The sequence below is a fragment of the Massilia oculi genome, assembly GCF_003143515.1.
In the GTDB taxonomy this organism is placed as follows: Bacteria; Pseudomonadota; Gammaproteobacteria; order Burkholderiales; family Burkholderiaceae_D; genus Telluria; species Telluria oculi.
In genome coordinates this window covers 481,567-504,733 of record NZ_CP029343.1, presented here as the reverse complement: position 1 = coordinate 504,733, position 23,167 = coordinate 481,567, and the positions used below count along the sequence as shown (strand labels likewise).

The window sequence follows — 23,167 nt, the reverse complement described above, 5'->3', positions numbered from 1 at the left end:
CTTGCGGCTACCGGGTCAAGCGGCTGATCGGGCGTTGCTCCCCATTGGACGGTGCCGGACTTTCACCGGCTTGGCGCTTCTCCCGAAGTTACGCGCTCACCTTGCAAGCCTGATGCCGAAGCAGAGCAGGAACGTTTTATTTGCCGCTGCCATCCTCGCCCTTGAGATAGGCCTCGTACGCCTTGGCTGCCTGCAGCACGCTGCGGTGGTCGCGCCCCAAGGGGTGCTCGGTGCGCAGTGCAGCTTCCAGCGCATATTCGCGGATCTGGCGGTTGTAGTCGGTGCAGGAATGCGAATTGGCCTCGTCCATGGGCTTCTCCAGTTGGTTGCCGCCTCACGCGCGCGTGCGACCCACCAATGCAAAAAGCCCGCACAGTGGCGGGCTTCGTCGTCCGTAGGGACGAGCGTCATCCTGGTGGAATCGCTCGTCGAATTTCTAGACGGAATTAAGTTGTAGCTTGGAATTTACTGTTGAGTTTGCTCGGTGTCAATAAATTTCTAGGCAGAAGCAGGCACCTCGTCGCCAAACCGCCACGCAACGAGTACACGCATTGCTGCTATCAGCGGGGTTGGTCCCATGTGCTCTAAGTCCTGCGCGGGCCGCATTAGGGTCTCGATACGATGTGCTCGCGCAATCCAGATGTGAGCGGCGCGCGCCTCAATCGAAATGCACCGCTGCTCGATGATCGGACCAGCAAGCGCCCAATCTCTCGACGGCTGGAACTTGGCGGGTCCGTAGCTCTCTCGCCTGCTCAGGTCTGCGCAGTAGGTTGCGCCGATTGTAGTCTCGACAATGGACACACGCACATCAAGCGCGTTGCCCGCCCACAGATCGAGCGCGGGCCCCTCCAGATCGGCCACCCTCATCCAACTATCCCCTTATCCGTATTCACCAACGCCTCAATTGTCTCATGCGCCTTCCGCAGCAGGTCATCGAATATCGACGCCGGCCGGTGGTCGATGCCCATCTTGCGGCAGACGACGCCCCGGTTTGCTCGTTTGATGTAGTGCCATTTCAGGATCACCCGGTACTTCGGGAGCAAGATTCGCATGTTACTCTCGATGAGCTGGGCGTCAGCCTCATCGACGTTGCGGCGCTCGCCCGACTTGTCCTCGATGATGCCGGCGGCGATCTTGGCGCGGTCGATCATCTTGCCGGTCGGGCTGACCTCGATGCGGCGCTCGGACTCAGTGGCCCACCGGCTCCAGTTGGTAAGACGGGCCTCGATGTCGTGGCTCGCGCGCGTCATGGCTGCGCTCCGTACAGTGCCCACAGCAATGGATCGCGCGGCACCGGCTTGCGCTCCCAGTCCTTCACGGTGCGCTGCTTCGGTTGGCCGATGCCGGGCGTCGGATTATCCGGATCGAAGTCCGGCGCCGGCCCCGCTCCCCATTTCGCGCGGCGCTCGTTGAGCAGGTTGATGCGGTGGATTTTTCCTTGGACCTGGAGCCGGTTGACTGCCATGGTGGCCGAGCCGGCGGTGATTTCCAGCTCATCGACCAGCTCGCGGGTCATGATGCCCGGCCGCTTCTTGATGTGTTCCTCGACGCGCTCTTGGACGGTTGGAGGGAGGAATTTCGGGATGTTCATGGCGCGGACTTCCTTTCAATGGTGCGGGTGTTGAGCAGTGCAGCGAACCAGGGCTGCGGTGTCTGGCGCACGCGCTTGATGCGGCCGTAGACGCGGGCGGCGGCCTTGACCCGATCGTGGCGGTCCGGGTCAGCCTTGATGCGCTGCCATTCGAGCTGGTTGCGCTCGGCACGGGTGGCGATGCGCGGTTGCGGGGCGTCCTTGCGGCTGCCGACGGCGTACACAGGCGCGAGCTGGCCCGTGGTGCGCTTCCAGCGCCGGACATGGATCTGACGCTGTGCTGTGGTCAGGAATGCGATGTAGCGGCGCATGGTCGGCTTGGCGATGCCCAGCAGGCATTGCAGTTCGTCGCGGGTCATCGGCTGCTGCTCGAGCGCGGCGAGGATCCGGGCGATCCTTGCCTGGGCCTTTGGCGTGGTGAAGGTGTGGTTCTCGATCACGATGCCTCCTTCATCTTCTTCAGCGCGGCCAGGAACACGGCACAGCCATCCTCGACGCGGCCCGCGGCCGGCACGTTGCAGCCTGTGATCTCGTTCAGGCGAATGCGCACTTGGTTTTTTGTCATCGGGTCCAATTCGGCGCCGAGCTCGGGCATGTTGTGGTCGATCCAGTTGGCGAGCGCCCGGCGATTCGGGCCGCCGTAGGCATAGCGTCGCCGCATTGCCTCCGGGTTGACTGGCTTCGGCATTAGCGACTTGGCCCAGGCGATGAGAGTTGAAATCACGCTGTCTCCTTTTTCATATCCCGCAGCATTGCGCGGTACTCTTTGGTCATCCGGCGCAGGTCGTCATGCGTCCACTTCGCCGGAGTGTTGTTGGCCTCCAGCGCCTCGACGCGCGTCAGGCCGATGCGATCGATCAGGCCGATGCGGTAGTCGACGGCGTTGCCGGCCTTGTACTGGTTGTCGTGCTTGGACTGCGCGTGGCAGTTGTCGAAGTTGAAGCGCAGGTGCGGCGCCGAGCCGGTCGAACGATAGTGGCCGGCATCAACGGCGTTGCCGGTCCAGTCCAGCGTGCGGCCGCTCGAGATGCATCGGTGGCCGGCCAGCATGTCCCGGAGCCGCACGACCGCGTTGAACGCCCGCTGGCAGTCCGCGATGAGCTGGGGGTACGTCTTCATGCCGCCGAGCTTCGCCTTGTCCTGCGCGCGCTCCTGGCGCTTCTGCTTGGCCTTCTGCGCGTCGAGCTTCGTCACCGCGATGACCACAGCGCAGTCGTCGCTGCACCAGTTTTTCCACGGGCGCTTGGCGTCGACCTCGTACGGCGCGCGGCAGGCGCGGTTGCCGCACTTCTTCGTGCGCGGCTTGCCCACCACCGGCGCCGCAGCGCGCGGCAGCGGAGCCTTGCGCTTGAGGGTGCCAGTGCGGGCGATGGGAGAGGTGCGGATCATGCGGCCACCTCCATGACTTTGATGCCGGCCTCTAGCGCCTGCTCGACCATGTTCGCGGTGCCACGGCCGCCGGGGAACGCACATACCCCATCGGGCTTGCCCTCATTGATCATGCGGCCATTGCGGATCGGGCCGGCGGCCTTGCCATGCGCTTTCCAATCGGCTTGGAATGTCTGTACCGGAATACCGTTCTCGACCGCCCATTCACGCGCCAGCCGATCCGCGCCCGCCGCGCCGCCCTCGATAAGCAGAGTGACCGCGCGCTTTGCATGAATTGCGTGCAGCACGTGGCGAACTCGGCTAACGTTTTTGAAGTCGCGCCCTCCGCAGACAAGTAATTTCATGCTTTCTCCAATTCTTGTTGTTGTGCCTGCTGCTGCGCCACATACCGCGCCCTCGGCGCCCGGTCCTTCGCTTCCTTGAACAGCACGCCGATCTGGCCGTTCCAGGGCGTGGCGCGCTCCCAGGCAGTGCACCAGCCGTGGCCAGGCGGAAGGTCGGCGCGGTTCAGGGTGAAGCGCTCACACATGGCGCAGGGGTCGTAGGCGCTCATCGCTGCGCCTCCGCGATCTCGCGTGCCAGTCCGCGCGCCACGATCAGCTCGAGCTGCGCGCGGTATTCGGCGATGCGCTGGGCGCGTGCGGCCATGAGCGCCATTTCCTGCGCGGTAGGGCGCGACGTGGCGCGGGTGTCTTGGTGGGTGGTCATGGCGCCTCCTCGGCGCCCATGGCTTGCTGGGCGAACTGCACCTGGATCAGCGTCAGCGTCTTGTCGCCGCGAGCCGCGCGCGCCAGGATCGCTTTCGCCCACGAATTGTGGTCACGGCCGTCGCTCGGCTTGGCGATGACGGTGGCCGCCTTGAGCTTGCGTAGCATCTGTTCGGCCTGTTCGCGGGTAGGCATGGACTTGCCGGGCGCGGCCAGGGCCAGCATCGGCTGGGGAATCTCGGCCCATTCGCCGGCCTCCATCTGCTCGGCCAGCGCCGTCTCCCAGCGCGGCTTGATCTGGCTGTACGTCTGGTTGCCCAGGTCGAAGGCCAGCGGCATGGCGGCCCAGTACACGGCAGGGTGGGACCACTTGCCATACTCGCCGGCTGCTCGCGCCTGGACGCCGGCCACGGCCTCGTAGTACGTCTTCATCGGGTCCAGCGGTGCGCGGCACAGCTTCTTGAACTCGGGCAGAGTCGGTGGCCAGTCGCGGGTTTCGAGCGCCTTCAGGCCGCGCGTGATCTCGATCGGCTGGTAGCCGGCCAGTTCCTGGGCCCAATGCTCGACCAGCTCGTTGGTGCTGGTGGCGCCCCACTGGTCCGTGAACTTCTTGCCGTAGCTGAGCAGCATCTTGTGCAGCAGCTTCTCAACCCAGCTTGCGGGCAGGGGCGTCGTTGAGGTCGATGATGCGGTTGTCAGGTTCATGGCTTCGGTTCTTTCCGGTCAGGCTGTCGGCCCAGGCTTTGGCTTTGTCGTTCGAGGTCTGGTAGGCCGGCGCTGGACCGGCGCGCTGGTCTTTCAGCACCCATTCGGCCTCGAACCCGGCCCAGCCCCTGGTGCAGCAGAGCGAAAGGGCGGCTTCCAGCGACAAACCGGCTTTGCCAGCTTCAGCGATGATGTTTTTCAGAGCGGTGGGGGTGACCGCAGCACGCTTGGTCTTGCGGAGAGCAAGCCAGTCGGTAGCGATCTGAGGCGAGACAGCCAGGGAAGCGAGTTCAGCACCAGGGTCGAACGTCGGCGCAGCCGGCGCTGGTTTTGCTTTTGACCTTGGTTCTTTCTTTTGTTCTCTTCTCTTCTCTTCTTTAGGTAACGCTGCGGTAACGCTGTCGGCGTTACCTTCATCGTTATCCTTGGCGTTTCCCTTGTGTTTCGCCACGCGCTTCGCAGTAAGCGCGCGGTTTTTAGCGGTCTGGCCGTTGTGTCGCTCGAAGTTTGGAAGCGAAATACCATGCTCATCGGCGATCAGCCAGCCCACATCGCACATCGCTTGTGCGAAGCCGGTAACGCCGATGATGCGATCCATTAACGCTGCGGTAACGCGCGGAGCGTTACCATTCACGGTCTGTTGGTCAAACCAACGCCATACCTTCAGAAGCTTGCCAACGGTCAGGTCAGGGTCGTCCCAGCCCATGGCAACGGTGATCGTGAAGACCTCTTGCTTCTCGGGGGTGTTCGCTTCGAATTTGATCCATTCGCCGGCCATGTCAGTGCCCCTTTTCGATCAGGGACACCTGGCGCGGGTCTACCGGCTTGGCGACGTAGATGAAGCCGCGCTCGCAGTGTTCGAGCTCGGCGCGCTGAGCGACCGTGCAGGCGCGATCGCAGATGGAGGAATGCTGATGCTGGAACAGGCAGCCGCGGCAGCCCTTGGCCGGCCTGGTGGTGAACTGGAGGGACTCGGGCGACATGGTATCGCCCTGGTGCCCGAGCCATTTCTGGATGCTGACGAGCTGCGTCATGGCTGGCCAGCCTTCCCCGCCTTGCGATACTTCTCGACGGCCTCGGCCAGCTCGTTGCTGCTCTTGGCCAGGCGGCCGATTGCACGACCCTTCTGATCGGCGCCCGCATCACGAACGATGCGCCGCTGGTCGGCCCAGCTGCACGCCTTGGCGATAACCTTTGTCGCCGCGTGGGTTTCGGGTGATAATGTGCTCACTGTTTCAATCCTTTCCAAGCCCGGCTCCCACCGGGCTGTTTTTTTACCGAAGCCGGAAACCATTAAAGGTGCCTCCGGCCCGATGCCATCGCGCGGCCAACTGGCCCACGACCGGCCCCTGTACGCACCGGATGACGCGGCCTAACATGGGCACTCACAGCACGCATGAGCAGCAGGTGCGCATGGGTAGCGCTTGGCAATCCCTTCGCAGCGGAACATTTGGCGAACATGTCCTTCTGCTTCTGGGTCGCACGAACTCGGATGATCTGGTCGCGCGGTCCATCGTCTAAGTTCGCCAGCGCTGCTTCGATCAGGGTCGGGCTCGGGTTCTTCATTTACTTCTCCTTGGTGATGCGGATTACGGGGTGGGTGATGCTGGGCAGGAGCCCATAGGCAACTTTCTGCCCGAAAGAAAAAGCCGCGGGTTATTGCGGCTGGGGTGCTGGCGGCTCGGTCGCGACCTTGTGCTTCTTCGCCAGTCGCGCCAAGCCGTCGATCACTTGGAATGAGGGACGCTTCGTGCCGGCCTTGCCGGACTCCATGTCGCTGATTGAGGTTTGCCTCAGCCCAATCGCGTTACCGATCTGCGTTTGGGTGAGCCCGGCCTGGCGCAGGCTTTTGATCGTGAAAGAGATGTCCATGAGACGTATTATGGGAACTCCGGTATTCCCTGTCAACCGGTTTTCCGGTTTTGTTCCAGATGACAATACCGGTATGTCTATAGGAACTCGCGTTAAACAGGCCCGGAAAGCGGCCAAGCTGACTCAGATTGAGCTGGCGAAGAAGTCGAACCTCAAGCAGAGCAGCATTTCCGATCTTGAGGTGGGCAAGTCTCAGGGAACGACCAACCTCGCGTCGCTCGCTGCAGCTCTTGGCGTCAGCGCGCTCTGGCTTGAGACGGGTAAGGGCCCGATGTCGCCTGAGCAGCCGCCGACTGAACAATTTGATCAGAACGTGTCGTTGATCAGATTGGCGTCTAGGCCTATACCGGTTATCTCGTCGGTGCAGGCCGGTGCGCTGCGCGACATGGAGAACCCGTATGAGCCGGGTGATGGCTATGCAGTCGAGTACACGGAAGATCCGAAGTTGTCGCGTTGGGCTTTCTGTCTCGACGTGGAAGGGATGTCGATGGCGCCGCGCTTTCAGCCTGGCGACCGGCTTTTCGTGGATCCTGATCGATCACCTGGGCCCGGCAATTTTGTTGTGGCGCGCAACGGCAGCAATCAGGCGACGTTCAAGAAATATCGGCCGCGCGGGATCGATGCAAATGGCAATGAGATTTTTGAGCTTGTTCCGCTTAATGATGATTTCCCGACACTTCGAAGCGATCAAGAGACTTTGGTGGTTATTGGCGTGGTCACCGAAGTAAAGCAAAAGCTGGTCTAGTAAGAACAAAGTACAACTAGGGGAATTGAATGAAGTTCTTTATTCTTGCCGCGCTCTTAGGCATATCAATGCAAGCCAATGCTAATGAGAAAATTGGAGCATGGGAGGTCATAATAGACGGTGGCGATATCCAAATCGCCAAGACTACAAATAGAAACGGAGAGGTCGCTGGTGTTCTTTGTTTTGCGTCTACAAACTCATGTAGTGCATATTTCTCGTGGAGTCTCACATGTGACGAGAATGGGAAATTCCCGGTCCTGATTAATTCAGCGGCTGGAGCCAATTACACCGACGCGACATGCGCTACTGTAGCTGGGAACAGGCTGATGTTCCTTGACGATCTCAACATGTCGGTTCTGGGATTCGAAGGGGGCGGAGAGATTGGATTCGCTGTGCCGCTGCAAAACGGCCAGTTCAGCGTATCCAGATTTGACTGTTCAGGTGCTACCGCGGCTATCCGAAAAGCTCGCACTCCTCCAGCCAAGGGGAATAAGATAAAAAATCCAGCATCGCAAATTCTGTAAAAATAATCCCCGCCGTGGCTACGAGAGAGGAAATATGCCGAAATTCGTAAAGTTGGAGCAGTGGCGTTTTGACCCGAATTCGGGCGACGTGGATACACGCCTGAAGGATGTAGGCGGAAACATTTACGACGCGTCCTTCAAGCGCGAAATGGTCCCGGAACTCTTGGTGCGGATGCATCAAATGCTGTCCGGGACTATTGACCAATTCCCCGAAGGACTCAAGGAGCTGACGGAGGCATATATTCCGTTGGACGCCAGCCTGCAGATTCTGCCAAATTCTGATCTTGCCATTTTCCTTTTAACTCAAACGGGAATGCAGGTGCCGATTCATTTGGAACTGAAATTGTGCGATAGGCTACTAGAACTTTTAGGGGAAGCTCGGACCACCCTTTTAGCTGAACAGGCGGCAACTCAGTCTGGCTTGAGGCAGTAACTTTCATATGATGCCTTTAAAATAGTCCCCGCCGTAGCGGGGAGTGGAGGGGATATGCTGGAATTGGATTTTAAAGTTTCTGAGGATCGGAAAACTGTTGTATTGAGCGTCGCAGAAGATAACTTATCAGCGCATATACTGAGCCCAAAAGATGTCGAGAATTTGATAAGCAGGCTTTCAGAAGTCCGTCAAATGATGGCTCCAGTGGCAGCCCTATCTGGATCACCATTTGATTCGGATCCGATGGAAATCGATAGCTTTTCACCTGCGATCCAGGTTCATCCAGCATCTCTGAGCGTAGGCGAACTTGTGATACTAGGTGTGGCTTTTCATGGTTTGGGCTGGCGAACGGCCGCTCTGCGTCCAGGCGAGGCACAGCAACTGGGTTATCGGTTGCTGGCCCTTTCTGCCCAGGGACAGAAGAGCTAGCCATGCCAGCAATGAGCTGGCTTGCCTGACTTAACCCGGAAACCGAATAACGCTCCTTCCGATCCGTTCCAAAACGCCGTACATAAATTCGGCAACGTCCGTTCTGTCGCTCGATCAGCTTCACGACTAGTCGTGCAGGCTCCATCCCATCCTCCATGCCCGCCACGCGCGGGCTTTTTTACGCCCCTACGCCGGGGCCGGCTGCCTGAACTGCTCGGGCAGGAAAATTATCGCACAAAAATAACGGAATACCGGTTGACATGACTTACCGGAAGTCCGATAATCACTCCATCGCAACCGAGCCCAGCAGGGCGAGACTGGAGAAGATGATGGCAAGCACCCAGACCCACGACGAGCTGTATGAGACCGAGCTGGCGAAGCTGATCGAGCAGCGCGTGTCCGAACGCCGTGCTGCGCTGGTGGCGCGCGACGAAGCCGCGCTCAAGGTGGTCGCCGACGAGCTGCTCGAGTTCCTGCTGGAGGGCTGCCAGTTCCGCGAGCTGCTGGCGGTGGTGCCGACGGAATCGCAGGCGGTGGTCGGCAAGCGCTTCGCGAACCTGCTCGAACAGTACCTGGCCACCGAGGCGCACACCTGGGCGAAGCACGAGATCAAGAAGGTCGCCCGCGCCAACAAGGAAATTTCCATTGCAGACCGGGCGCACCGTTACCTCGACCGCCTGGCCGCACCAGTGTAAGACGGCGCGCCGCGCCCCGGAACGCGCGGATTGCCCAATCCTGGGTGAGGAAATAGGGGGCCGCCTCGGTCGCAGAGGACGTAGCACCTACGTAGCGTGGGCAGCCGGAGAGACGGCACCGACAACCACAAGGAGAAATGATGGAACTGCTGAACAGGGTCGAAAGCGCCGTCGCCGAGTACCAGCCTTTCTATGCGCAGCTCGCCGAGCTGGAGCAGAAGAACGCCTCGCTGGTCTTCGACTACGAATCGCCGAAGGGCAACAAGGAAGCGCGCAGCCACGTGAACACGCTGCGCCTGACGAAAGGCGCCCTGGAGCGCACACGTAAAGCGGCGAAGGAAGAGTCGCTGCGCGTGGGCCGCGCCATCGATGCTGAGGCGAAGGAAATCAACGCCCGCATCGAGGCCATGATCACTGTTCACCAGACCGCCATCGACGAAATCGAGCAGCGCGAGAAGCAGCGCGTCGCCGACCTGGCCGAGCGCCTGGCCGAGCTGCGCAACACGGGCGCCGGCGCGCGCACCTCCGGCGAACTGGCCGAAGCGATTGCGCAACTCGAGCCGCTGGTCGTCGGCGACGACTGGCAGGAGTTCAAGCCGCAAGCGCTGGAAGTGAAAGACGACCTGCTGCGCAACCTGCGTGTGCGCCACGCTGAATACCTCGCCGACGAAGCCAAGGAAGCCGAGCTGGCCCGTCTGCGCGCCGAAGCTGCCGAGCGTGAGCGCCTGGAGCGTGAAGCCGCCATCGTCCGCGCCGCCGAGGAACGCGCCAAGGCAGAAGCTGCCCGCGCCGCCCAGGAGGCAGAGGCCCGCGCCGCCGCCGAACGCGAGGCCGCCGCGCGCCGCGAACTGGAACTGAAACTGGCCGCCGAGACCGCTGAGCGCCGCCGCGTCGAAGCCGAGCAGCGCGCCGAGCAGGAGCGTATCGACGCCGCTGCCCGCGCCGAGCGTCAGCAGCAGGAAGCGAAGGAGCAGGCTGAGCGCCAAGCCAAGGAAGCAGCTGAGCGCGCAGAGCGCCAGGCCGCCGAAGCCGTGCGCCGCGAGCAGGAGCGTGTCGCCGCCGAGCAGGCCGCCGCAGCTGCCGAGCAGGCGCGTCGCGAGGCGAACAAGGCCCACAAGGCGAAGATCAACCGCGCCGCGCTGGCCGCGCTGGTGGCCGGCGGCCTCTCGGAAGAATGCGCGAAGCAGTGCGTGACCCTGATCGCCTCCGGCCAAGTGCCGGCCGTGTCGATCGCCTACTAAGGAGCTGGAAATGATCGCGATCCAACGCATCCACCGCGGCCCGTTCCGCATCGTACGCCGCCTGGCGCGCAAGCTGTTCAAGCCGCTGCGCCTGGCCGTGATCCGCCACCAGCTTGCGCTGAGCGAGCAGAACATCCGTGCGATCGACGACGCGCGCATCACGGCCATCTGCGCGATCAACGCTGAGCATCGTTTCCAGGTTGACCTGATGCGCAAGCAGCGCGAAGTGGAGGCATGGTGATGGAGCTCCCTATCTGGTTCAGCCTGAATCTCATTTCGGCAGCTATATACGCGGTGTTTTTGGGTCGCGCGTGGCCGCACAAGCCCAGCAAGGAATATGTGGCTCTTCGGAAGAAACATGACACCTACGCATTTATTGCTGCAGCGGCATTCATGCCATGTTCGCTGCTTTTGATTGAGGCGGTGCTTCCATGATCCGCCACCTCCGCACGCAATACCGTCTCAGCCTGCGCGCCGGCTTCGGCCCGCGTAAGGCCGCTGTCCGCGCGCTGCGCACTTACATCCGAGGATTCTGACCATGAACGACGTAATCGAAATGCCGCGCCGCGAAGTCGCCGGCCTCACCGCAGGCGAAGTGCATCGCTTCTCGGCCTCCGAGATCCGCGAGCGCGTGAATCTCGTGCAGACCGTGATGCAGGGCATCATGAAGCGCGACACCCACTACGGCACCATCCCCGGCACACCGAAGCCGACGCTGTACAAGCCGGGCGCCGAGGTGCTGTGCGTGACGTTCCGTGTCGCCCCGGAATATAGGATCGAAGACCTGAGCACTCCGGACGTCGCCCGCTACCGCGTGACCTGCGTCGGCCGCCACCAGGTCACCGGCACCTCGCTGGGTGAAGGCGTGGGCGAATGCTCGTCGGGTGAGGAAAAGTACAAATGGCGCGGTGCCGTGTGCACGGAAGAGTTCGATCTGACGCCGGAGAACGCGCGCCGGCTGAAGTTCGCCAAATGGAAGGGTCAGGTCGAGAAGAAGATCCAGATTCGCACCGAGGCCGCCGACATGGCTAACACGGTCCTGAAGATGGCCTGCAAGCGCGCCATGATCGCGATGACCCTGAACGTCACCGCCGCGTCGGACATCTTCACCCAGGACATCGAGGATCTGCCGGAGGAACTGCGCCAGCACGAGGCCGCCGCGGAGCCGCAACCGCAGCCGAAGGAAGAGCCGAAGAAGCCGATCGACGGCAAGGCGTTCACCAACGCCCTCGCGGCGATCAAGGCCGGCCAGTACGACGCGCAATCGATGCGCGGCTACTACGAGTTGACGGAAGACCAGGCGACGGCGCTGGCCGACCTGGAGAAGGAGCTGGCGAAATGATGCGCTTCCACCCGCATTGCGTCGGCCTGCTGATGACTGATGCTCAGTCGATCGACCAGTCGCTGCTGCCGGCCGATCTGCTACCGATCGCGGCCAAGGCCCGCAAGACCGATGCCGAGAAGGAGCTGCTCCAGCCCTTCAAGGAAATGTCGCTGTCGGCCGGCGCCAAGACTTTTCTGAAGAACATGGCGAAGGAATTCGTCTTCAGCTACCACAAGGACATCGAGACCAAGTACATGGACAAGGGCCTGGCCTTAGAAGAGGCGGCCATCCAGTTTCTGAACAACCAGCGCTTCCAGAGCTACCGCAAGAACACGGAGCGCCGCGTGAGCGACCTGCTGACGGGCGAATGCGATATCTACGTGCCAGGCGTGAAGACCATCGACATCAAGGTGTCGTGGTCCCTGGACACCTTCCCGGCGCTGAGCGAAGACGCGCACGACAGCCTGTACGAGTGGCAGGGTCGGGCCTACATGAACCTGTGGGACGTGCCAGAGCACGAGGTTGTGCACGTGATGCTCGACACGCCGGACGAGTTGATCAAGTGGGAGCAGCGCGAGCTGCACCAGGTCGGCCACATCGACCCGGCGCTGCGCACCACCAGCATCACGTATGCGCGCGATGCCGCGCTGGAGAAGCGCCTGGAGAACAAGTGCCGCGTTGCCCAGGCTTATCTCGCATGCCTGGTCGACCGCATCCTGGTCGAGCACGGCCGCGCGCCGATCGCGGAGGCAGCATGAACGCCGCCGACCACGGCCACCTGTGCGAGCTGGCCGACGCTGCAGCCGAGGCGCTGACCGACCTGCAGATCGTTGACGCGCTGGTTGAGGCGTTTGACCTGCCGGCGCTGGCGATCATCGAGCGGCTGGGCAGCCTGGATTTCGCGGCCGTGCGCGGTGAGGTGATGCCATGAAAGAGATCGTGCTGACCAAGGCCGCCGGCGGCGTGCTGGTGCCGACCGACCCGCAGGCGGCCGAGTACATCGCCAAGCTCAAGACCGGCGCCGCCGTGCGCGCCACGGTGAAGCAGCAGCGCAACCCACGCTTCCACCGAAAATTCTTCGCGCTCCTGAATCTGGCATTCGACGCCTGGGAGCCGGCCGCGAACACGTACAAGGGCCAGGTCGTCGGAAAGAACTTCGACCAGTTCCGCAACGACATCGTGTGCCTGGCCGGTTTTTACGAGATGGCCGTAAATCTCCGCGGCGAGACCCGGCTGACCGCGAAGTCGATCAGCTTCGCCAACATGGGCCAGGCCGAGTTCGATGACCTGTACAACGCGACCGTGAACGTGATCCTGAAGCACATCCTGACCACCTACGACCGCGACACCCTGGACGCTGTGATGGACCAGCTGCTGGGCTTCTTCTAACCAGAACGAGAGAGACTGATGACCGATAACAAAACTCCCGCCCGCCGCATGCGCCACGGCGAACGCCCCGAGCAGCCGCTGTACTTCGGCCCCGAGACCGGCCAGGCGCGCCGCTGGCCAGCGCTCATCACCAGCGCGGGGCATGGAATGTTGCAGGAATACGGGACCAAGTTCGAGTACGCCCAACCGGGCCAGGAAGTGCTGGAGGTCATGGAGATCCTGCCCGGCGCTGCCAATAAGGCGGCAGAAGAAGGCGGACTGCTTGACGAGCTGGTCAAGGTGATCGCTCATTGGAAGTGTGATTCCTGCGGCGGCATCGGCCATGATGGCGAATCTCACTACCAAGGCCACTTCCAGCCGCCAGAGCCTTACCCATGCTCTGACTGCCAAGGAGCCGGGTTACAGCGCGAAGAGTTTTGCAACAAGGCTGAAATCGGCGCTTTCATCAGCCAGTTTTCAGCCATCGCAGCCGACCGCGCATCCCGTCAGGTCGCCAATAAGGCGGAAGTCGAGCCGATTGGCTACGTCAATGGCGATGAGCTGGACAACATGCTGGACGACCGCACCGCAACCATCCAGTCGGCGCGTAGCGGCTGGCGCGCCACTCCAGTCTACGCCACCCCTCCTGCAACTACTGGTGCAAGCACTGGTTGGGTGAAGCTGAATGATGTCCAGTGGATGAACATCGTAAATCACGATCACGCCTATGAAAGCTATAGCAAGGACGAAGCCGTGCATGAAGCGGTCAAGCGCACCGAAGTCAAGCTGAAGGAATTGAACGCGGCTCCGGTGGGTGCAAGCACTGCCCGCAATCAGGCGCTGGAAGAAGCCATCGCTGTATGTGAGGCAATCCATGCTGATCGCCGGGACGCCTACAAGGGTCGTGGAAAGTATGCGCCCAACAACCCCGAGCGCGCTGACACACATTGCGATGGCGAAGGTGATGGTGCCCTACGCTGCGTCGAGGCAATCGAAGCGCTCAAGGGTAACGGTTCGGTCGGTGCAAGCACTGTACTGACGGATGAGCGGATCGCATTCGAGGCTGCATACATTGAAAGGGTAAAAGCGCGTGACCCTTTGCGAAGCTATAGCGAAGAAGAAATCTCTACGCACCTTGCCCGTAATAGCAACAATGAGAGCCGATACTTACACGCTCAAGAGGCATGGGAAGGATGGCAGGCACGGGCAAAGGTCGCGGCACAAGCCGGTCAGGTAGCGCCGGCCAAGCCACTGGCCATGGTCAGCCCGAGCGAGCTGCGCGACATCCAGGCGGGGCGCGGCGGCGTGCCGGTGCGCGGCAACCAGTGGCGCGCTGATCAGACCGTTCCGATCTACGCAGCTCCAGTAGCCGGTCAGGTAGCGGTGCCGGAAGACTGGAAGCTAATGCCGCGCAAGCCGAGTCAAGAGCATGTCGCAGAGGCTGCTTACGAGATTAGCCGCAAACACGCTTCCGATATTGTCACGCCCAACTTGGTACGAATGGTCTACGAAACGATGATTTACGCGCTTCCCCCATCGCCAGCAAAGGAATCGAAATGAACTCTATTTTTGCAAGCCCTGTAATTGAAGTTATACAGGCGCTGTCGCTGGATCAACTTTGGCACGAGGCAGAGAGTCTTGGCAGGATCGAGGTTGATCACCGTATAGGCGGTGCTGCTGCCTACCGTGTGCAAATTAGATTCTCGCGCCGATCGGGAACTACTGTATGGGCGCAGGGCGAGGACACGAATATTGCCTTCGCGATGGCAAAGGCAATCAACGAAGCCCGTGAAATGGGCGCGGGGGAATCTAAATGAGCAATCCAACTGAACTGCCGGACCTGGACAAGCTGGTCCACGATTGTGTTGCGACCACCGTAGACATCCTGAAGAAGTCGGGCATGATCATCGGGCTCAACCCTGAACTCTGCAAAGACATCAGAACCATTCTGATCAAGCGCCATAGCCGCGCCCAGCCAGAGGGCGAAGCGCCGCAAGCCGAAACGTTCAAGGTTTGTCGCTATGTTGATGGGTGCCGTGATGATTGGAAATGCAGCAGCGCCCCTATGGGGGATTGCGGGGCAAAGAACCAAGCCGCCCAGCAAGCCGCAGCACCTGGCGCGCTGCCTGGTTGGAAGTTGGTTCCGGTCGAGCCAACGCCCGAGATGATCGCCGCCATGCATTTCAAAGGCGATGTGGATATCGCAATCGGCCACGCGCAGTTCTACAAGGATGCCGAGGAAGACTACGCGGCAATGCTCAGTGCCGCCCCTAGCGCCCCCGGCACACCGGAAGCGCCGGGGCTGCCGGGCCAAACCGATGAGGAAGCCTATGCGGGTTCGGGCTATCACCACGTCATGTCGCTCGACACCTTCAAGACGTTCCGGCGCGAGTACGAAAATCGCGCCGCCCAGCTCGACGGCGGCCAGGGAGATGGAGCATGAAGCCGCTGAAAGCCTACCAGGTCCACGACGGCGACGAGGGCTGGTCGATCCAGTTCGCCACCAACAGCGCCACCGCGCGCCGCCATGGCGCCAACGAGATCGGCTGCGACTGGGAAGACATCGAGTCCTGCCGCCGTATGCCGGTGCTCGACCAGCACGCTCCAGGGCCTGTGCCGGTAAGCGCGATGCTGGCAGCCGGCTGGTGGTTCGAGTGCATGCACTGCGGCACTCAGGTCTATGACGATCATGAAGGCCACATCGCCGAAGGGCAGCACGTGTACTGCAGCGAGCGCTGCTCCCAGAGGGAATGGCTGGATCGCCGCACCCGCCAGCGCGCCGAGGTCGACCTGATCGAGCTGTTCGAGGCGAAGTTCCCGGGCTGCACCATCAAGCACGTCCACGTGTACCGCCGGCTCGAAGCCAAGGAACACAAGAACGACGGCGGCAAGGCGCTGGTGCGCTTCAGCTTCCCAGGCGCCAAGTATCAGTCGACGTTTGAGTTCGGCGACGACCACGTGTCGATCCCTCTTATCGACGTCGATGCGTGGCATGCCTGGCGCGGCACGAAACCTGAGCAGGAGGCCGACCATGGCTAACCCCTCCCATGACCTGCTGCCGTGTCCGTTCTGCGGTAGCGCCGAAGTCTCCCGCGACGCATGGGAAAGCTTGACGGCTGAAGGCCCGGGATGCGACGAGTGCGGCGCTACTGCTGCCACGGATGCAGACTGGAACCGCCGCGCCACCCCGCCATCGCCCAGCACCGCGCCCGAGGTGAAGACGTGGCAGGAGCGATGCGGGGATACCGGGATGATGCCGTCGCTGCAAGAGGCGTCGCTCGCCATGAAAGCCGAAATCGCCGATCTCCGCGCCGCCCTTGCTTCTCGCCCTGCTGAGGTGGACGACGAAGGGCTGCCGCCGCTGCCGAAGCCAATGATTCCTGGCTCAATAATGGCGCGCTATTCGTCCGAGCAGTTCCGCCAGGGCCAGCGCGATGCGCGGGAATATCAACGCAAGGTGGACGAGAAGATCATCGCCCGACGCGATCAGGAAATAGCCGACTTGCGGTTCAACATCGGCGAATTAATGAAGGCGGCTGCACCCTCGCACACCACCAATAAGGAGAATGGCTGATGAGCGAAAAAGAAATTCTGGCAGCGATCCTGCAGAAGCTTTCCGAGAAGTCGATCCCGGTCGAGGTCGACCTGTGGGACACCGAGCACATCGCCGCGTATCTGAAGCGATCCTATACGACGGTCCGCGACAAGATCATCGTGCGGCCAGACTTCCCGAAGCCAATCAAGATCAACCCGACCCAGGAGCGCTCGCACCCGCTGTACAAGGCGCGCGAGGTGATCCGCTGGGCCGAGAGCCTACAGACGTGAGGCGATATCCTCGGCGGTGGGATTGTAATAGGTGCGCAACTGGTTGATGTTCGTGTGCCCGACCATGCGCGCCAGGTCGAGCACGTCGAGCTTCTGAGCAAGACGGGTGATGGCCTCGTGGCGGGTATCGTGGAAGGTGAGCCCCTCGATCCCGGCCGCCTTCTTGGCCTTGCGGAATAGGGCGTCGAGGATGGCGGGGAGAGGTCGAAGCCGTTCGGGACCAGCGCCCATATCTCCAGCGCGCGCGACGAAAGCGCGACATCGCGCGGCCTGCCGTTCTTCGTCATGTGCAGGCGCGCCACCCGGCCCTGGACATCGCCCGGGCGCAGAGCGCAAATCTCGCCTGCTCGCATGGCAGTCTCGATGGCGAATAGGAAGGCGAGGGCGATGCGGTGCTGTTTCGTCGTTGGCGCCGCGCCGATCTTGTGATCCCACCCGAGCGCCAGGCAGATCATGTCGATCTCGCGTTCGCTGATTCGTCGGTCGCGGTGCGGAGGCGACTCCGGGCGCTGAACATCCTTCGTCGGGCTGCTGGTGATCCAGCCCCATTCGCGGCGTGCGATCGTAAAGACGTGCGACAGGATATTAAGGTCACGGTTCACGGTCGACCCCTTGACCACCCTCAGACGCTCATCACGCCACGCGGCTATGTCGGCCGGCTTGATGTCGGACATCTTGATGCTAGCGATCGAGCTTTCGCGAAACCATGCCAGACGCTTGGCCTCGTTCAGGTGGCCACGCTTCTTGCGCGACACCTCGATCTCATAGCGCTCGAGCGCGTCGCGCAGCGTCTTTCCAGTGGAGGCGTGCTGCCCCTCGACCAGTTGCACTCGCTGCGCTGCCTCCCAGGCCAACGCTGCGGCTTTGGTCGAGAACGTTCCTGACACTCGCTGGCCCTTGACCATGATGCGATGCCGCCAAACTGAGCCTTCTTTTTTCGGTGCCGCCATTGCCAATCCTGATGGTAAATTTTGGCAAATGGTATCAGACTGGAGGGGGCTAAAGCGAGTTAACCGTAGCAGAGGAAATCGATAAGCTGTTGAAAAACAAGCTAAAGTTGATTGCATCTGGAAGCAGTCTATTGACATGAGTGCCCGGAGCCGGAATCGAACCGGCACGCCATTGCTGGCAGCAGATTTTAAGTCTGCGGTGTCTACCAGTTTCACCATCCGGGCAACGCCCGAGATTCTAGCACAGGCGTGCTCAATTCGGAGCAGTTCGGCAACTTTACCCTCTTGATAAGCCCCTTCACGCGGCATGATCGCCCGCCCATCCCTCCCAACCGGCTTCTTGCATCTTTGGAACCCCCGCCCGGATGGTGTAGCATGCCAAGCGGCGTCACCCAAGCTGGCGCTACCTCAGGCAAGACCACGCAAGGACAAGAATTGGACATCAAGATCAACGACGAGCTGCGGTCCTTCGTCGACCCGCTCACCGACATCGAATACGCCGCGCTCGAGCGCAGCCTGCAGGCCGAAGGCTGCCGCGACGCGCTGGTGCTCTGGCGCGACACGCTGATCGACGGGCATAACCGCTACGAGATCTGCAAGAAGCACAACATTCCCTTCCGCACCGTCCACAACAACAACTTCGCCTCGCTCGAGGACGTGATGCTGTGGATGATCGACAACCACCTGGCGCGCCGCAGCGTGTCGGACTTCCAGCGCGGCGTGCTCGCCCTGCGCAAGAAGGAACTCGTCGCGGCGCGCATGGCCGAGCAGCCACCGCAGGAAGAGGGCGACAAGAACGCGCCGGCCGACGACACCTCGCCGCCATGGAGTACCCGCGAGGACGTCGCACGCGCGGCCCGCGTCTCGAGCAATACCATCAGCCAGATCGAACGCATCCAGAAAGCCGCCACCCCGCAGCTGCGCGAGGCGGTTCGCACCGGCACGATCTCGATCAATGCCGCCGCCAACGTGGCGCAACTGCCGGAAGAGCAGCAGATCGCCGCGGTCGCCGGTGGCCGCAAGGAATTGCAGCAGGCCGCGCGCCAGGTGCGCGAGCAGAAGATGGCCACCCGCCCGAAAAAGGAAAAGGTCGAGATCGAGCCGGAAGACGAACTCGCAGCCCTGCGCAAGGAAGTGGCAAGCCTCAAGGATCGCGTGGCGACGCTGCTCACCGATAACCAGCGGCTCAAGCAGCGCCTGGCCAATGCCGGCCTGAACGACGAATAACACGACCTGAAGGAAGACCAACGATGCGCATGCCCCTTTCGTTCACGCCGGTCCTGCTCGGCGCTCTCCTGGCTGCTGCGGCCGCCCCAGGAATCGCCGTTGCCCAGGGCAAGGCGCCGGCCATCGCCGCGCCCGCGACGCCAGCCTTCAGCGCTGCCGACGTCGCGCGCTGGAAGGCGACCGCGCAACGCGTGACGATCATGCGCGACAAATGGGGTATTCCGCACATCTACGGCATTACCGACGCCGACACCGTGTTCGGCATGCTGTACGCCCAGGCCGAGGACGACTTCAATCGTATCGAGCTCAATTACATTAATGCGATGGGGCGCCTGGCCGAGGTCGAGGGCGAGAAGGAAATCTGGCGCGACCTGCGCATGAAGATGTACATCCAGCCGGCCGAGATGCAGGCCAAGTACGCCGCCAGCCCGGTGTGGCTGAAGAACCTGATGAATTCCTTCGCCGACGGTCTCAACTATTACCTGCACACCCACCCCGAGGTCAAGCCGAAGCTCCTGACCCGCTTCGAGCCATGGATGGCCCTGACGTTCAGCGAGGGCAGCATCGGTGGCGACATCGAGTCGATCGACCTCAGGGAACTGGAGCGTTTCTACGGCAAGCGCCCGGCGCTGGCCCAAGCCGGCGTCGACAAGGGCTTCGATCCGGAGCCGCGCGGCTCGAATGGCTTCGCCATCTCCCCCAGGCGCTCGGCGAGCGGCCATGCGCTCCTGATGATCAACCCGCACACCTCGTTCTACTTCCGTCCCGAGGTGCACATGGTCAGCGACGAGGGCCTGAACGCCTACGGCGCCGTGACCTGGGGCCAGTTCTTCATCTATCAGGGTTTCAACGACAAGCTGGGCTGGATGCACACCTCGGGCGGCGGCGACGTGATCGACGAATACCTCGAGACCGTGGTCGAGCGCGACGGCGAGTTCTTCTATAAGTACGGCAAGCACGAAGGCCGGATGCGCACCGCCCAGATCAACCTGCCCTATAAAACGCCGAACGGCGGCATGGCCAGCCGTACCGTCACCGCCTATTTCACCCACCACGGCCCGGTCGTGCGCCAGGAGGGAAATAAATGGGTGTCGGTCAAGATGATGGACGACCCGCTCAATGCGCTGACCCAGTCCTATACCCGCACCAAGGCGCGCGACTACAACGCGTTCTACAAGGCGATGGAACTGCGGACCAATTCCTCGAACAACACCGTGTACGCCGACGCCCAAGGCAATATTGCCTACTTCCACGGCAACTTCATCCCGAAACGCGATCCGCGCTTCGACTGGACCCGCCCGGTCGACGGCAGCAATCCGGCCACCGAGTGGCAAGGTCTGCACGAGATCAAGGAAACGATCACCCTGCTGAACCCGGCCAGCGGCTACATCTCCAATACCAACAACTGGCCGTGTAATGCGGCCGGCGCCGGCAGCAGCCCGAAATGCGCCAGCTACCCGGCCTATATGTGGTCGCTGCCCGAGAATGCCCGTGGCCGTAACGCCGATCGTGTGTTCAAGGATGCCAAGGGGCTCACCGTCGATGGGCTGATCGCGGCGTCCTACGACACGCGCCTGGCCGCGTTCGAGCCATTGGTGCCGGCCGTGGTGGCGGATTACGAAGCGCTGCACGAAAGCGATGCGCGCAAGGCCGCGCTGCTCGAGCAGATCGCCGTGCTGCGCGACTGGAACCTGCGTTACGCGATCGATTCGGTACCGACCTCGCTCGCGATCTATTGGGGGCAAGAGATGGTGGCGGAGCATGGCGCGCGTGCGCGTGCCGAGGACATCCCGGCGGTCGACTACATCGCTTCTCGTCTGAGCCCGGCCGATCGCCTCGATGCGCTGGTGCGGGCCTCGAACAAGCTGCAGGCCGACTTCGGCGACTGGCGCACGCCATGGGGCGAGATCAACCGCTTCCAGCGCATCAGTGGCGACGTCGACCAGCAGTACGACGACAGCAAGCCCAGTATTCCGGTCGCTTTCGCGTCGGCCAACTGGGGCTCGCTGGCCTCGTTCGGCATGTCGGCCAAGCAGAAAACCAAACGCATCTATGGCGATCGCGGCAACAGCTTCGTCGCGGCGGTCGAGTTCGGCCCGCGCATCAAGGCCAAGAGCATCCTGGCCGGGGGCCAGAGCGGCGATCCGCGTTCGCCGCACTTCAACGACCAGGCGGCGATGTATGCGCGCGGCGAGTTCAAGGACGTGCTGTTCTACAAGGAAGACATCGAGCGCAACCTGGAACGCAAATACCATCCGGGGCAGTAGGGTGGACGGGTCTCCCGTTCACGCTCCGTCAGCCACGTCAGCCGACGTAAACCAGTCGCTGACAGCAGGTGCACTCAGAAAGGACCGCGTGGAACTGAGCGAAAAACAGAAGATGTTGGCCGGCATGCCGTACCACGCCAGCGATCCCGAGCTGCGCGCCGAACAGAATGCCACGGCGGCCTGGCTGGCGCGCTACAACGGTGCGCTGGGCGAGCCGGCCAGCTGGCAGTCGCTGCTGGGCGAGCGGACCGCGCGCGCGGGGCAGGGTACGACCGTGCGTCCGCCTTTCCACTGCGACTACGGCTGGCACATCACCCTCGGCGCACGCGTCTTCATCAACTTCGACTGCGTCTTCCTCGACGTCGCGCCGATCACGATCGGCGACGATTGCCGCATCGGCCCCGGCGTGCACATCTATACCGCCGACCATCCTCGCGACCCGGCCCTGCGCCGCGCCGGCTTCGAATCCGGACGGCCGGTCGCCATCGGCCGCAACGTCTGGATCGGCGGCGGCGCCATCATTCTTCCCGGCGTGACGATCGGCGACGATGCGATCGTCGGGGCCGGCAGCGTGGTGACGCATGACGTGTCGCCCGGCGCCCAGGTTGCGGGCAATCCGGCGCAGCCGATCTCGGACTGACCACGGTCTTGTCCGGCGCCGAATGGCTGGCGGCGCCTGTTTCCTGCTTGCTATAATCGCAGCTTCGCTTCATCGGACAGCAAGGCAGGACAGGGCAGTGGCCAAACTCTATTTCAGGTATTCGGCAATGAACGCCGGCAAATCGACCGCCCTGTTGCAGGTCGCCCATAACTACGAAGAGCAGGGCCAGCAGGTCAAGCTGTACACGGCGGCGATCGACAACCGCTATGGCGTCGGCCTGATCACCTCGCGCCTGGGCGCCCAGCGTAATGCCGAGGTATTCGACACCGACACCAATTTCCTCGAGCAAGTGTCCGGCGTGGCTTGCCTGCTCGTGGATGAATCGCAGTTCCTCACCAGCGCCCAGGTCAGCCAGCTGCACCAGTTGGCCCAGGTGCGCGGGGTGCCCGTCATCTGCTATGGGCTGCGCAGCGATTTTCGCGGCGAGCCGTTCCCCGGCTCGGCCTATCTGCTGGCGCTGGCCGACGATATCGAGGAAATCAAGAATATCTGCACCTGCGGCAAGAAGGCGACCATGAATATCCGCGTCGACGAACAGGGTCGCCGCATCCGCGAAGGCGAACAGGTCAGCATCGGCGGCAACGAAAGCTACCGCCAGGCCTGCGGACGCTGCTTCTACTCGGCCTGAGCCCGCCATGTCGTTCGCTTGCGGCGCCTGGCTCCCTGCCGCCGCCTGCGCCGCGGCCGGGCCCGCACTCGACATCGTTCTGTACCTGATCCCCTCGGCCGCGCTGGCCGTGCTGCTGTGGATCGCCTCCAGCGCCCATCCCGGTTTCTTCGTCTTCACCGCCGCCGGCACCCTGTGCCATGAGCTCGCCCATTTTTCGGTGGGCTTGCTGACCAATGCCGAGCCGGTCGGGATGAGCGTGTTCCCGCGCCGCATCAAACGGCCCAAGGGCGGGCATAACTGGGAACTCGGCTCGGTCACCTTCGCCAACCTGCGCTGGTACAACGCGGCCCCGGCCGCTCTGGCGCCGCTGCTGGTGCTGCTGGTGCCGCTCGGCGTGGCGTGGTGGCGCACGCGCGGGGGCCTGGCCTTCGAGCCGGTCGACCTTGCCATCATGTTCTTCCTCGCGCCCCAGTTCCTGTCATTCTGGCCATCGCCGGTCGACTGGAAGCTGGCGGCCCGCTCCTGGCCCTGGGCGCCACTGCTGGCGCTGGTCCTGGCATGCTGGTATTTCAAGGATGCGGCGCTGGTACTTATCAAGGCGTAA

The 23,167-nt window shown here is 62.3% G+C and carries 39 protein-coding genes, 1 tRNA gene and 1 pseudogene; 23 read left to right on the top strand and 18 right to left on the bottom strand.

Translation table 11 applies throughout. The features are described from left to right. Positions 1-136: 136 nt before the first annotated feature. The 15 genes from DIR46_RS26350 to DIR46_RS02220 form a co-directional block, all read right to left on the bottom strand. Positions 137-310 (bottom strand): hypothetical protein, encoded by a 174-nt coding sequence (locus tag DIR46_RS26350; RefSeq protein ID WP_162819389.1) that lies wholly within the window; start codon positions 308-310, stop codon positions 137-139. Positions 311-498: 188 nt separating this feature from the next. Then, positions 499-867, bottom strand: coding sequence for a phage protein NinX family protein (locus tag DIR46_RS27860; RefSeq protein ID WP_109343796.1), 369 nt, complete (start codon positions 865-867; stop codon positions 499-501). After that, positions 864-1,250 (bottom strand): hypothetical protein, encoded by a 387-nt coding sequence (locus DIR46_RS02275; protein ID WP_109343795.1) that lies wholly within the window; start codon positions 1,248-1,250, stop codon positions 864-866. The genes DIR46_RS27860 and DIR46_RS02275 overlap by 4 nt, the downstream gene beginning before the upstream one ends. After that, the gene (locus DIR46_RS02270) at positions 1,247-1,591 is read right to left on the bottom strand and encodes a MarR family winged helix-turn-helix transcriptional regulator (RefSeq protein ID WP_109343794.1); all 345 of its coding nucleotides are present in this window, start codon (positions 1,589-1,591) and stop codon (positions 1,247-1,249) included. The genes DIR46_RS02275 and DIR46_RS02270 overlap by 4 nt, the downstream gene beginning before the upstream one ends. After that, a complete protein-coding gene (locus DIR46_RS02265) occupies positions 1,588-2,031 on the bottom strand; it encodes a hypothetical protein (RefSeq protein ID WP_109343793.1) in 444 nt (147 codons plus the stop codon). The genes DIR46_RS02270 and DIR46_RS02265 overlap by 4 nt, the downstream gene beginning before the upstream one ends. Next, positions 2,028-2,315 (bottom strand): hypothetical protein, encoded by a 288-nt coding sequence (locus DIR46_RS02260; protein ID WP_162819388.1) that lies wholly within the window; start codon positions 2,313-2,315, stop codon positions 2,028-2,030. The genes DIR46_RS02265 and DIR46_RS02260 overlap by 4 nt, the downstream gene beginning before the upstream one ends. Further along, positions 2,312-2,980, bottom strand: coding sequence for a recombination protein NinG (locus tag DIR46_RS02255; RefSeq protein ID WP_109343791.1), 669 nt, complete (start codon positions 2,978-2,980; stop codon positions 2,312-2,314). Before DIR46_RS02255 ends, DIR46_RS02260 begins: the two co-directional genes overlap by 4 nt. Next, on the bottom strand, positions 2,977-3,324 hold the full coding sequence (locus tag DIR46_RS02250; RefSeq protein WP_109343790.1) for a DUF2493 domain-containing protein: 348 nt from the start codon (positions 3,322-3,324) through the stop codon (positions 2,977-2,979). Before DIR46_RS02250 ends, DIR46_RS02255 begins: the two co-directional genes overlap by 4 nt. Beyond that, the gene (locus DIR46_RS02245) at positions 3,321-3,533 is read right to left on the bottom strand and encodes a hypothetical protein (RefSeq protein WP_109343789.1); all 213 of its coding nucleotides are present in this window, start codon (positions 3,531-3,533) and stop codon (positions 3,321-3,323) included. Before DIR46_RS02245 ends, DIR46_RS02250 begins: the two co-directional genes overlap by 4 nt. Then, positions 3,530-3,688: a hypothetical protein gene (locus tag DIR46_RS26345; RefSeq protein WP_162819387.1), complete on the bottom strand. Its 159-nt coding sequence runs from the start codon at positions 3,686-3,688 to the stop codon at positions 3,530-3,532. Before DIR46_RS26345 ends, DIR46_RS02245 begins: the two co-directional genes overlap by 4 nt. Then, a complete protein-coding gene (locus tag DIR46_RS02240; RefSeq protein WP_162819386.1) occupies positions 3,685-4,392 on the bottom strand; it encodes a hypothetical protein in 708 nt (235 codons plus the stop codon). Before DIR46_RS02240 ends, DIR46_RS26345 begins: the two co-directional genes overlap by 4 nt. Next, positions 4,334-5,170, bottom strand: a complete 837-nt coding sequence (locus DIR46_RS02235) for a phage replication initiator YdaU family protein (protein WP_109343787.1) — start codon at positions 5,168-5,170, stop codon at positions 4,334-4,336. The genes DIR46_RS02240 and DIR46_RS02235 overlap by 59 nt, the downstream gene beginning before the upstream one ends. Position 5,171: 1 nt before the next feature. Continuing rightward, positions 5,172-5,426, bottom strand: coding sequence for a hypothetical protein (locus tag DIR46_RS02230; protein WP_109343786.1), 255 nt, complete (start codon positions 5,424-5,426; stop codon positions 5,172-5,174). Next, positions 5,423-5,686: a hypothetical protein gene (locus DIR46_RS02225; protein WP_109343785.1), complete on the bottom strand. Its 264-nt coding sequence runs from the start codon at positions 5,684-5,686 to the stop codon at positions 5,423-5,425. The genes DIR46_RS02230 and DIR46_RS02225 overlap by 4 nt, the downstream gene beginning before the upstream one ends. A gap of 362 nt (positions 5,687-6,048) precedes the next feature. Then, the gene (locus tag DIR46_RS02220) at positions 6,049-6,264 is read right to left on the bottom strand and encodes a helix-turn-helix domain-containing protein (protein ID WP_109347872.1); all 216 of its coding nucleotides are present in this window, start codon (positions 6,262-6,264) and stop codon (positions 6,049-6,051) included. Between DIR46_RS02220 and DIR46_RS02215 the strand changes: the two genes are divergently transcribed. From DIR46_RS02215 to DIR46_RS02145, 18 genes are all read left to right on the top strand, one after another. Then, positions 6,263-7,009 carry a LexA family protein gene (locus DIR46_RS02215; RefSeq protein WP_162819385.1) on the top strand — a complete coding sequence of 249 codons (747 nt, stop codon included), beginning with the start codon at positions 6,263-6,265 and terminating at the stop codon, positions 7,007-7,009. The genes DIR46_RS02220 and DIR46_RS02215 overlap by 2 nt on opposite strands. 29 nt (positions 7,010-7,038) lie before the next feature. Then, on the top strand, positions 7,039-7,533 hold the full coding sequence (locus DIR46_RS26340) for a hypothetical protein (protein WP_162819384.1): 495 nt from the start codon (positions 7,039-7,041) through the stop codon (positions 7,531-7,533). A 34-nt stretch (positions 7,534-7,567) separates the two neighbouring features. Further along, positions 7,568-7,966 carry a hypothetical protein gene (locus tag DIR46_RS02210; protein ID WP_109343783.1) on the top strand — a complete coding sequence of 133 codons (399 nt, stop codon included), beginning with the start codon at positions 7,568-7,570 and terminating at the stop codon, positions 7,964-7,966. A 54-nt stretch (positions 7,967-8,020) separates the two neighbouring features. Further along, complete coding sequence (locus DIR46_RS26335; protein WP_162819383.1) at positions 8,021-8,395, top strand: hypothetical protein; 375 nt, start codon at positions 8,021-8,023, stop codon at positions 8,393-8,395. Positions 8,396-8,721: 326 nt separating this feature from the next. Further along, on the top strand, positions 8,722-9,090 hold the full coding sequence (locus DIR46_RS02205; RefSeq protein ID WP_162819382.1) for a hypothetical protein: 369 nt from the start codon (positions 8,722-8,724) through the stop codon (positions 9,088-9,090). A gap of 137 nt (positions 9,091-9,227) precedes the next feature. Further along, positions 9,228-10,331 (top strand): coiled-coil domain-containing protein, encoded by a 1,104-nt coding sequence (locus DIR46_RS02200; RefSeq protein ID WP_162819381.1) that lies wholly within the window; start codon positions 9,228-9,230, stop codon positions 10,329-10,331. A 10-nt stretch (positions 10,332-10,341) separates the two neighbouring features. Continuing rightward, the gene (locus DIR46_RS02195; RefSeq protein WP_109343780.1) at positions 10,342-10,572 is read left to right on the top strand and encodes a hypothetical protein; all 231 of its coding nucleotides are present in this window, start codon (positions 10,342-10,344) and stop codon (positions 10,570-10,572) included. Continuing rightward, the gene (locus DIR46_RS02190) at positions 10,572-10,766 is read left to right on the top strand and encodes a hypothetical protein (protein ID WP_162819380.1); all 195 of its coding nucleotides are present in this window, start codon (positions 10,572-10,574) and stop codon (positions 10,764-10,766) included. The genes DIR46_RS02195 and DIR46_RS02190 overlap by 1 nt, the downstream gene beginning before the upstream one ends. Before the next feature lie 103 nt (positions 10,767-10,869). Further along, complete coding sequence (locus DIR46_RS02185; RefSeq protein ID WP_205289061.1) at positions 10,870-11,673, top strand: hypothetical protein; 804 nt, start codon at positions 10,870-10,872, stop codon at positions 11,671-11,673. Then, positions 11,670-12,413 (top strand): hypothetical protein, encoded by a 744-nt coding sequence (locus tag DIR46_RS02180; protein WP_109343778.1) that lies wholly within the window; start codon positions 11,670-11,672, stop codon positions 12,411-12,413. Before DIR46_RS02185 ends, DIR46_RS02180 begins: the two co-directional genes overlap by 4 nt. Further along, positions 12,410-12,586 (top strand): hypothetical protein, encoded by a 177-nt coding sequence (locus DIR46_RS26330; protein WP_162819379.1) that lies wholly within the window; start codon positions 12,410-12,412, stop codon positions 12,584-12,586. The genes DIR46_RS02180 and DIR46_RS26330 overlap by 4 nt, the downstream gene beginning before the upstream one ends. Then, positions 12,583-13,044, top strand: a complete 462-nt coding sequence (locus tag DIR46_RS02175) for a DUF1367 family protein (protein WP_109343777.1) — start codon at positions 12,583-12,585, stop codon at positions 13,042-13,044. The genes DIR46_RS26330 and DIR46_RS02175 overlap by 4 nt, the downstream gene beginning before the upstream one ends. Positions 13,045-13,062: 18 nt before the next feature. Next, on the top strand, positions 13,063-14,583 hold the full coding sequence (locus DIR46_RS02170) for a hypothetical protein (protein WP_109343776.1): 1,521 nt from the start codon (positions 13,063-13,065) through the stop codon (positions 14,581-14,583). After that, positions 14,580-14,840 carry a hypothetical protein gene (locus tag DIR46_RS02165; protein WP_109343775.1) on the top strand — a complete coding sequence of 87 codons (261 nt, stop codon included), beginning with the start codon at positions 14,580-14,582 and terminating at the stop codon, positions 14,838-14,840. Before DIR46_RS02170 ends, DIR46_RS02165 begins: the two co-directional genes overlap by 4 nt. Then, complete coding sequence (locus DIR46_RS02160) at positions 14,837-15,466, top strand: hypothetical protein (protein WP_109343774.1); 630 nt, start codon at positions 14,837-14,839, stop codon at positions 15,464-15,466. The genes DIR46_RS02165 and DIR46_RS02160 overlap by 4 nt, the downstream gene beginning before the upstream one ends. Then, positions 15,463-16,062 (top strand): hypothetical protein, encoded by a 600-nt coding sequence (locus DIR46_RS02155; RefSeq protein ID WP_109343773.1) that lies wholly within the window; start codon positions 15,463-15,465, stop codon positions 16,060-16,062. Before DIR46_RS02160 ends, DIR46_RS02155 begins: the two co-directional genes overlap by 4 nt. After that, on the top strand, positions 16,055-16,597 hold the full coding sequence (locus DIR46_RS26325) for a hypothetical protein (RefSeq protein WP_162819378.1): 543 nt from the start codon (positions 16,055-16,057) through the stop codon (positions 16,595-16,597). Before DIR46_RS02155 ends, DIR46_RS26325 begins: the two co-directional genes overlap by 8 nt. Continuing rightward, positions 16,597-16,848, top strand: coding sequence for a hypothetical protein (locus tag DIR46_RS02145; protein ID WP_109343771.1), 252 nt, complete (start codon positions 16,597-16,599; stop codon positions 16,846-16,848). The genes DIR46_RS26325 and DIR46_RS02145 overlap by 1 nt, the downstream gene beginning before the upstream one ends. Here DIR46_RS02145 and DIR46_RS27050 read toward each other — a convergent pair. From DIR46_RS27050 to DIR46_RS02135, 3 genes and pseudogenes are all read right to left on the bottom strand, one after another. Continuing rightward, on the bottom strand, positions 16,837-17,079 hold the full coding sequence (locus DIR46_RS27050) for a tyrosine-type recombinase/integrase (RefSeq protein ID WP_282433170.1): 243 nt from the start codon (positions 17,077-17,079) through the stop codon (positions 16,837-16,839). The two genes, DIR46_RS02145 and DIR46_RS27050, sit on opposite strands and share 12 nt — an antisense overlap. A gap of 62 nt (positions 17,080-17,141) precedes the next feature. Next, a pseudogene (locus DIR46_RS27560) lies at positions 17,142-17,201 on the bottom strand (hypothetical protein); the annotation flags it as partial. 738 nt (positions 17,202-17,939) lie between these two features. After that, positions 17,940-18,023, bottom strand: a tRNA-Leu gene (locus DIR46_RS02135). 210 nt (positions 18,024-18,233) lie between these two features. On the opposite strand from DIR46_RS02135, the gene DIR46_RS02130 reads away from it, so the two are divergent. The 5 genes from DIR46_RS02130 to DIR46_RS02110 all read left to right on the top strand — a co-directional run bounded on the left by DIR46_RS02130 (position 18,234) and on the right by DIR46_RS02110 (position 23,167). Beyond that, on the top strand, positions 18,234-19,025 hold the full coding sequence (locus DIR46_RS02130) for a hypothetical protein (protein WP_109343770.1): 792 nt from the start codon (positions 18,234-18,236) through the stop codon (positions 19,023-19,025). A 23-nt stretch (positions 19,026-19,048) separates the two neighbouring features. Continuing rightward, positions 19,049-21,292, top strand: a complete 2,244-nt coding sequence (locus tag DIR46_RS02125; protein WP_109343769.1) for a penicillin acylase family protein — start codon at positions 19,049-19,051, stop codon at positions 21,290-21,292. Between the two features lie 88 nt (positions 21,293-21,380). Next, positions 21,381-21,932 (top strand): sugar O-acetyltransferase, encoded by a 552-nt coding sequence (locus DIR46_RS02120; protein ID WP_162819377.1) that lies wholly within the window; start codon positions 21,381-21,383, stop codon positions 21,930-21,932. Between the two features lie 97 nt (positions 21,933-22,029). After that, complete coding sequence (locus tag DIR46_RS02115) at positions 22,030-22,581, top strand: thymidine kinase (RefSeq protein WP_109343768.1); 552 nt, start codon at positions 22,030-22,032, stop codon at positions 22,579-22,581. Positions 22,582-22,588: 7 nt separating this feature from the next. Then, positions 22,589-23,167, top strand: a complete 579-nt coding sequence (locus DIR46_RS02110) for a hypothetical protein (RefSeq protein ID WP_109343767.1) — start codon at positions 22,589-22,591, stop codon at positions 23,165-23,167.

Bases quoted from the DNA above. Each gene is read 5' to 3' on its own strand.
- DIR46_RS26350 (WP_162819389.1), bottom strand. From the start codon at position 310: ATGGACGAGGCCAATTCGCATTCCTGCACCGACTACAACCGCCAGATC.
- DIR46_RS27860 (WP_109343796.1), bottom strand. From the start codon at position 867: ATGAGGGTGGCCGATCTGGAGGGGCCCGCGCTCGATCTGTGGGCGGGC.
- DIR46_RS02275 (WP_109343795.1), bottom strand. From the start codon at position 1,250: ATGACGCGCGCGAGCCACGACATCGAGGCCCGTCTTACCAACTGGAGC.
- DIR46_RS02270 (WP_109343794.1), bottom strand. From the start codon at position 1,591: ATGAACATCCCGAAATTCCTCCCTCCAACCGTCCAAGAGCGCGTCGAG.
- DIR46_RS02255 (WP_109343791.1), bottom strand. From the start codon at position 2,980: ATGATCCGCACCTCTCCCATCGCCCGCACTGGCACCCTCAAGCGCAAG.
- DIR46_RS02250 (WP_109343790.1), bottom strand. From the start codon at position 3,324: ATGAAATTACTTGTCTGCGGAGGGCGCGACTTCAAAAACGTTAGCCGA.
- DIR46_RS02245 (WP_109343789.1), bottom strand. From the start codon at position 3,533: ATGAGCGCCTACGACCCCTGCGCCATGTGTGAGCGCTTCACCCTGAAC.
- DIR46_RS26345 (WP_162819387.1), bottom strand. From the start codon at position 3,688: ATGACCACCCACCAAGACACCCGCGCCACGTCGCGCCCTACCGCGCAG.
- DIR46_RS02240 (WP_162819386.1), bottom strand. From the start codon at position 4,392: ATGAACCTGACAACCGCATCATCGACCTCAACGACGCCCCTGCCCGCA.
- DIR46_RS02235 (WP_109343787.1), bottom strand. From the start codon at position 5,170: ATGGCCGGCGAATGGATCAAATTCGAAGCGAACACCCCCGAGAAGCAA.
- DIR46_RS02230 (WP_109343786.1), bottom strand. From the start codon at position 5,426: ATGACGCAGCTCGTCAGCATCCAGAAATGGCTCGGGCACCAGGGCGAT.
- DIR46_RS02225 (WP_109343785.1), bottom strand. From the start codon at position 5,686: ATGGTTTCCGGCTTCGGTAAAAAAACAGCCCGGTGGGAGCCGGGCTTG.
- DIR46_RS02215 (WP_162819385.1), top strand. From the start codon at position 6,263: ATGAGACGTATTATGGGAACTCCGGTATTCCCTGTCAACCGGTTTTCC.
- DIR46_RS02220 (WP_109347872.1), bottom strand. From the start codon at position 6,264: ATGGACATCTCTTTCACGATCAAAAGCCTGCGCCAGGCCGGGCTCACC.
- DIR46_RS26340 (WP_162819384.1), top strand. From the start codon at position 7,039: ATGAAGTTCTTTATTCTTGCCGCGCTCTTAGGCATATCAATGCAAGCC.
- DIR46_RS02210 (WP_109343783.1), top strand. From the start codon at position 7,568: ATGCCGAAATTCGTAAAGTTGGAGCAGTGGCGTTTTGACCCGAATTCG.
- DIR46_RS26335 (WP_162819383.1), top strand. From the start codon at position 8,021: ATGCTGGAATTGGATTTTAAAGTTTCTGAGGATCGGAAAACTGTTGTA.
- DIR46_RS02205 (WP_162819382.1), top strand. From the start codon at position 8,722: ATGATGGCAAGCACCCAGACCCACGACGAGCTGTATGAGACCGAGCTG.
- DIR46_RS02200 (WP_162819381.1), top strand. From the start codon at position 9,228: ATGATGGAACTGCTGAACAGGGTCGAAAGCGCCGTCGCCGAGTACCAG.
- DIR46_RS02195 (WP_109343780.1), top strand. From the start codon at position 10,342: ATGATCGCGATCCAACGCATCCACCGCGGCCCGTTCCGCATCGTACGC.
- DIR46_RS02190 (WP_162819380.1), top strand. From the start codon at position 10,572: ATGGAGCTCCCTATCTGGTTCAGCCTGAATCTCATTTCGGCAGCTATA.
- DIR46_RS02185 (WP_205289061.1), top strand. From the start codon at position 10,870: ATGAACGACGTAATCGAAATGCCGCGCCGCGAAGTCGCCGGCCTCACC.
- DIR46_RS02180 (WP_109343778.1), top strand. From the start codon at position 11,670: ATGATGCGCTTCCACCCGCATTGCGTCGGCCTGCTGATGACTGATGCT.
- DIR46_RS26330 (WP_162819379.1), top strand. From the start codon at position 12,410: ATGAACGCCGCCGACCACGGCCACCTGTGCGAGCTGGCCGACGCTGCA.
- DIR46_RS02175 (WP_109343777.1), top strand. From the start codon at position 12,583: ATGAAAGAGATCGTGCTGACCAAGGCCGCCGGCGGCGTGCTGGTGCCG.
- DIR46_RS02170 (WP_109343776.1), top strand. From the start codon at position 13,063: ATGACCGATAACAAAACTCCCGCCCGCCGCATGCGCCACGGCGAACGC.
- DIR46_RS02165 (WP_109343775.1), top strand. From the start codon at position 14,580: ATGAACTCTATTTTTGCAAGCCCTGTAATTGAAGTTATACAGGCGCTG.
- DIR46_RS02160 (WP_109343774.1), top strand. From the start codon at position 14,837: ATGAGCAATCCAACTGAACTGCCGGACCTGGACAAGCTGGTCCACGAT.
- DIR46_RS02155 (WP_109343773.1), top strand. From the start codon at position 15,463: ATGAAGCCGCTGAAAGCCTACCAGGTCCACGACGGCGACGAGGGCTGG.
- DIR46_RS26325 (WP_162819378.1), top strand. From the start codon at position 16,055: ATGGCTAACCCCTCCCATGACCTGCTGCCGTGTCCGTTCTGCGGTAGC.
- DIR46_RS02145 (WP_109343771.1), top strand. From the start codon at position 16,597: ATGAGCGAAAAAGAAATTCTGGCAGCGATCCTGCAGAAGCTTTCCGAG.
- DIR46_RS27050 (WP_282433170.1), bottom strand. From the start codon at position 17,079: ATGGGCGCTGGTCCCGAACGGCTTCGACCTCTCCCCGCCATCCTCGAC.
- DIR46_RS02125 (WP_109343769.1), top strand. From the start codon at position 19,049: ATGCGCATGCCCCTTTCGTTCACGCCGGTCCTGCTCGGCGCTCTCCTG.
- DIR46_RS02110 (WP_109343767.1), top strand. From the start codon at position 22,589: ATGTCGTTCGCTTGCGGCGCCTGGCTCCCTGCCGCCGCCTGCGCCGCG.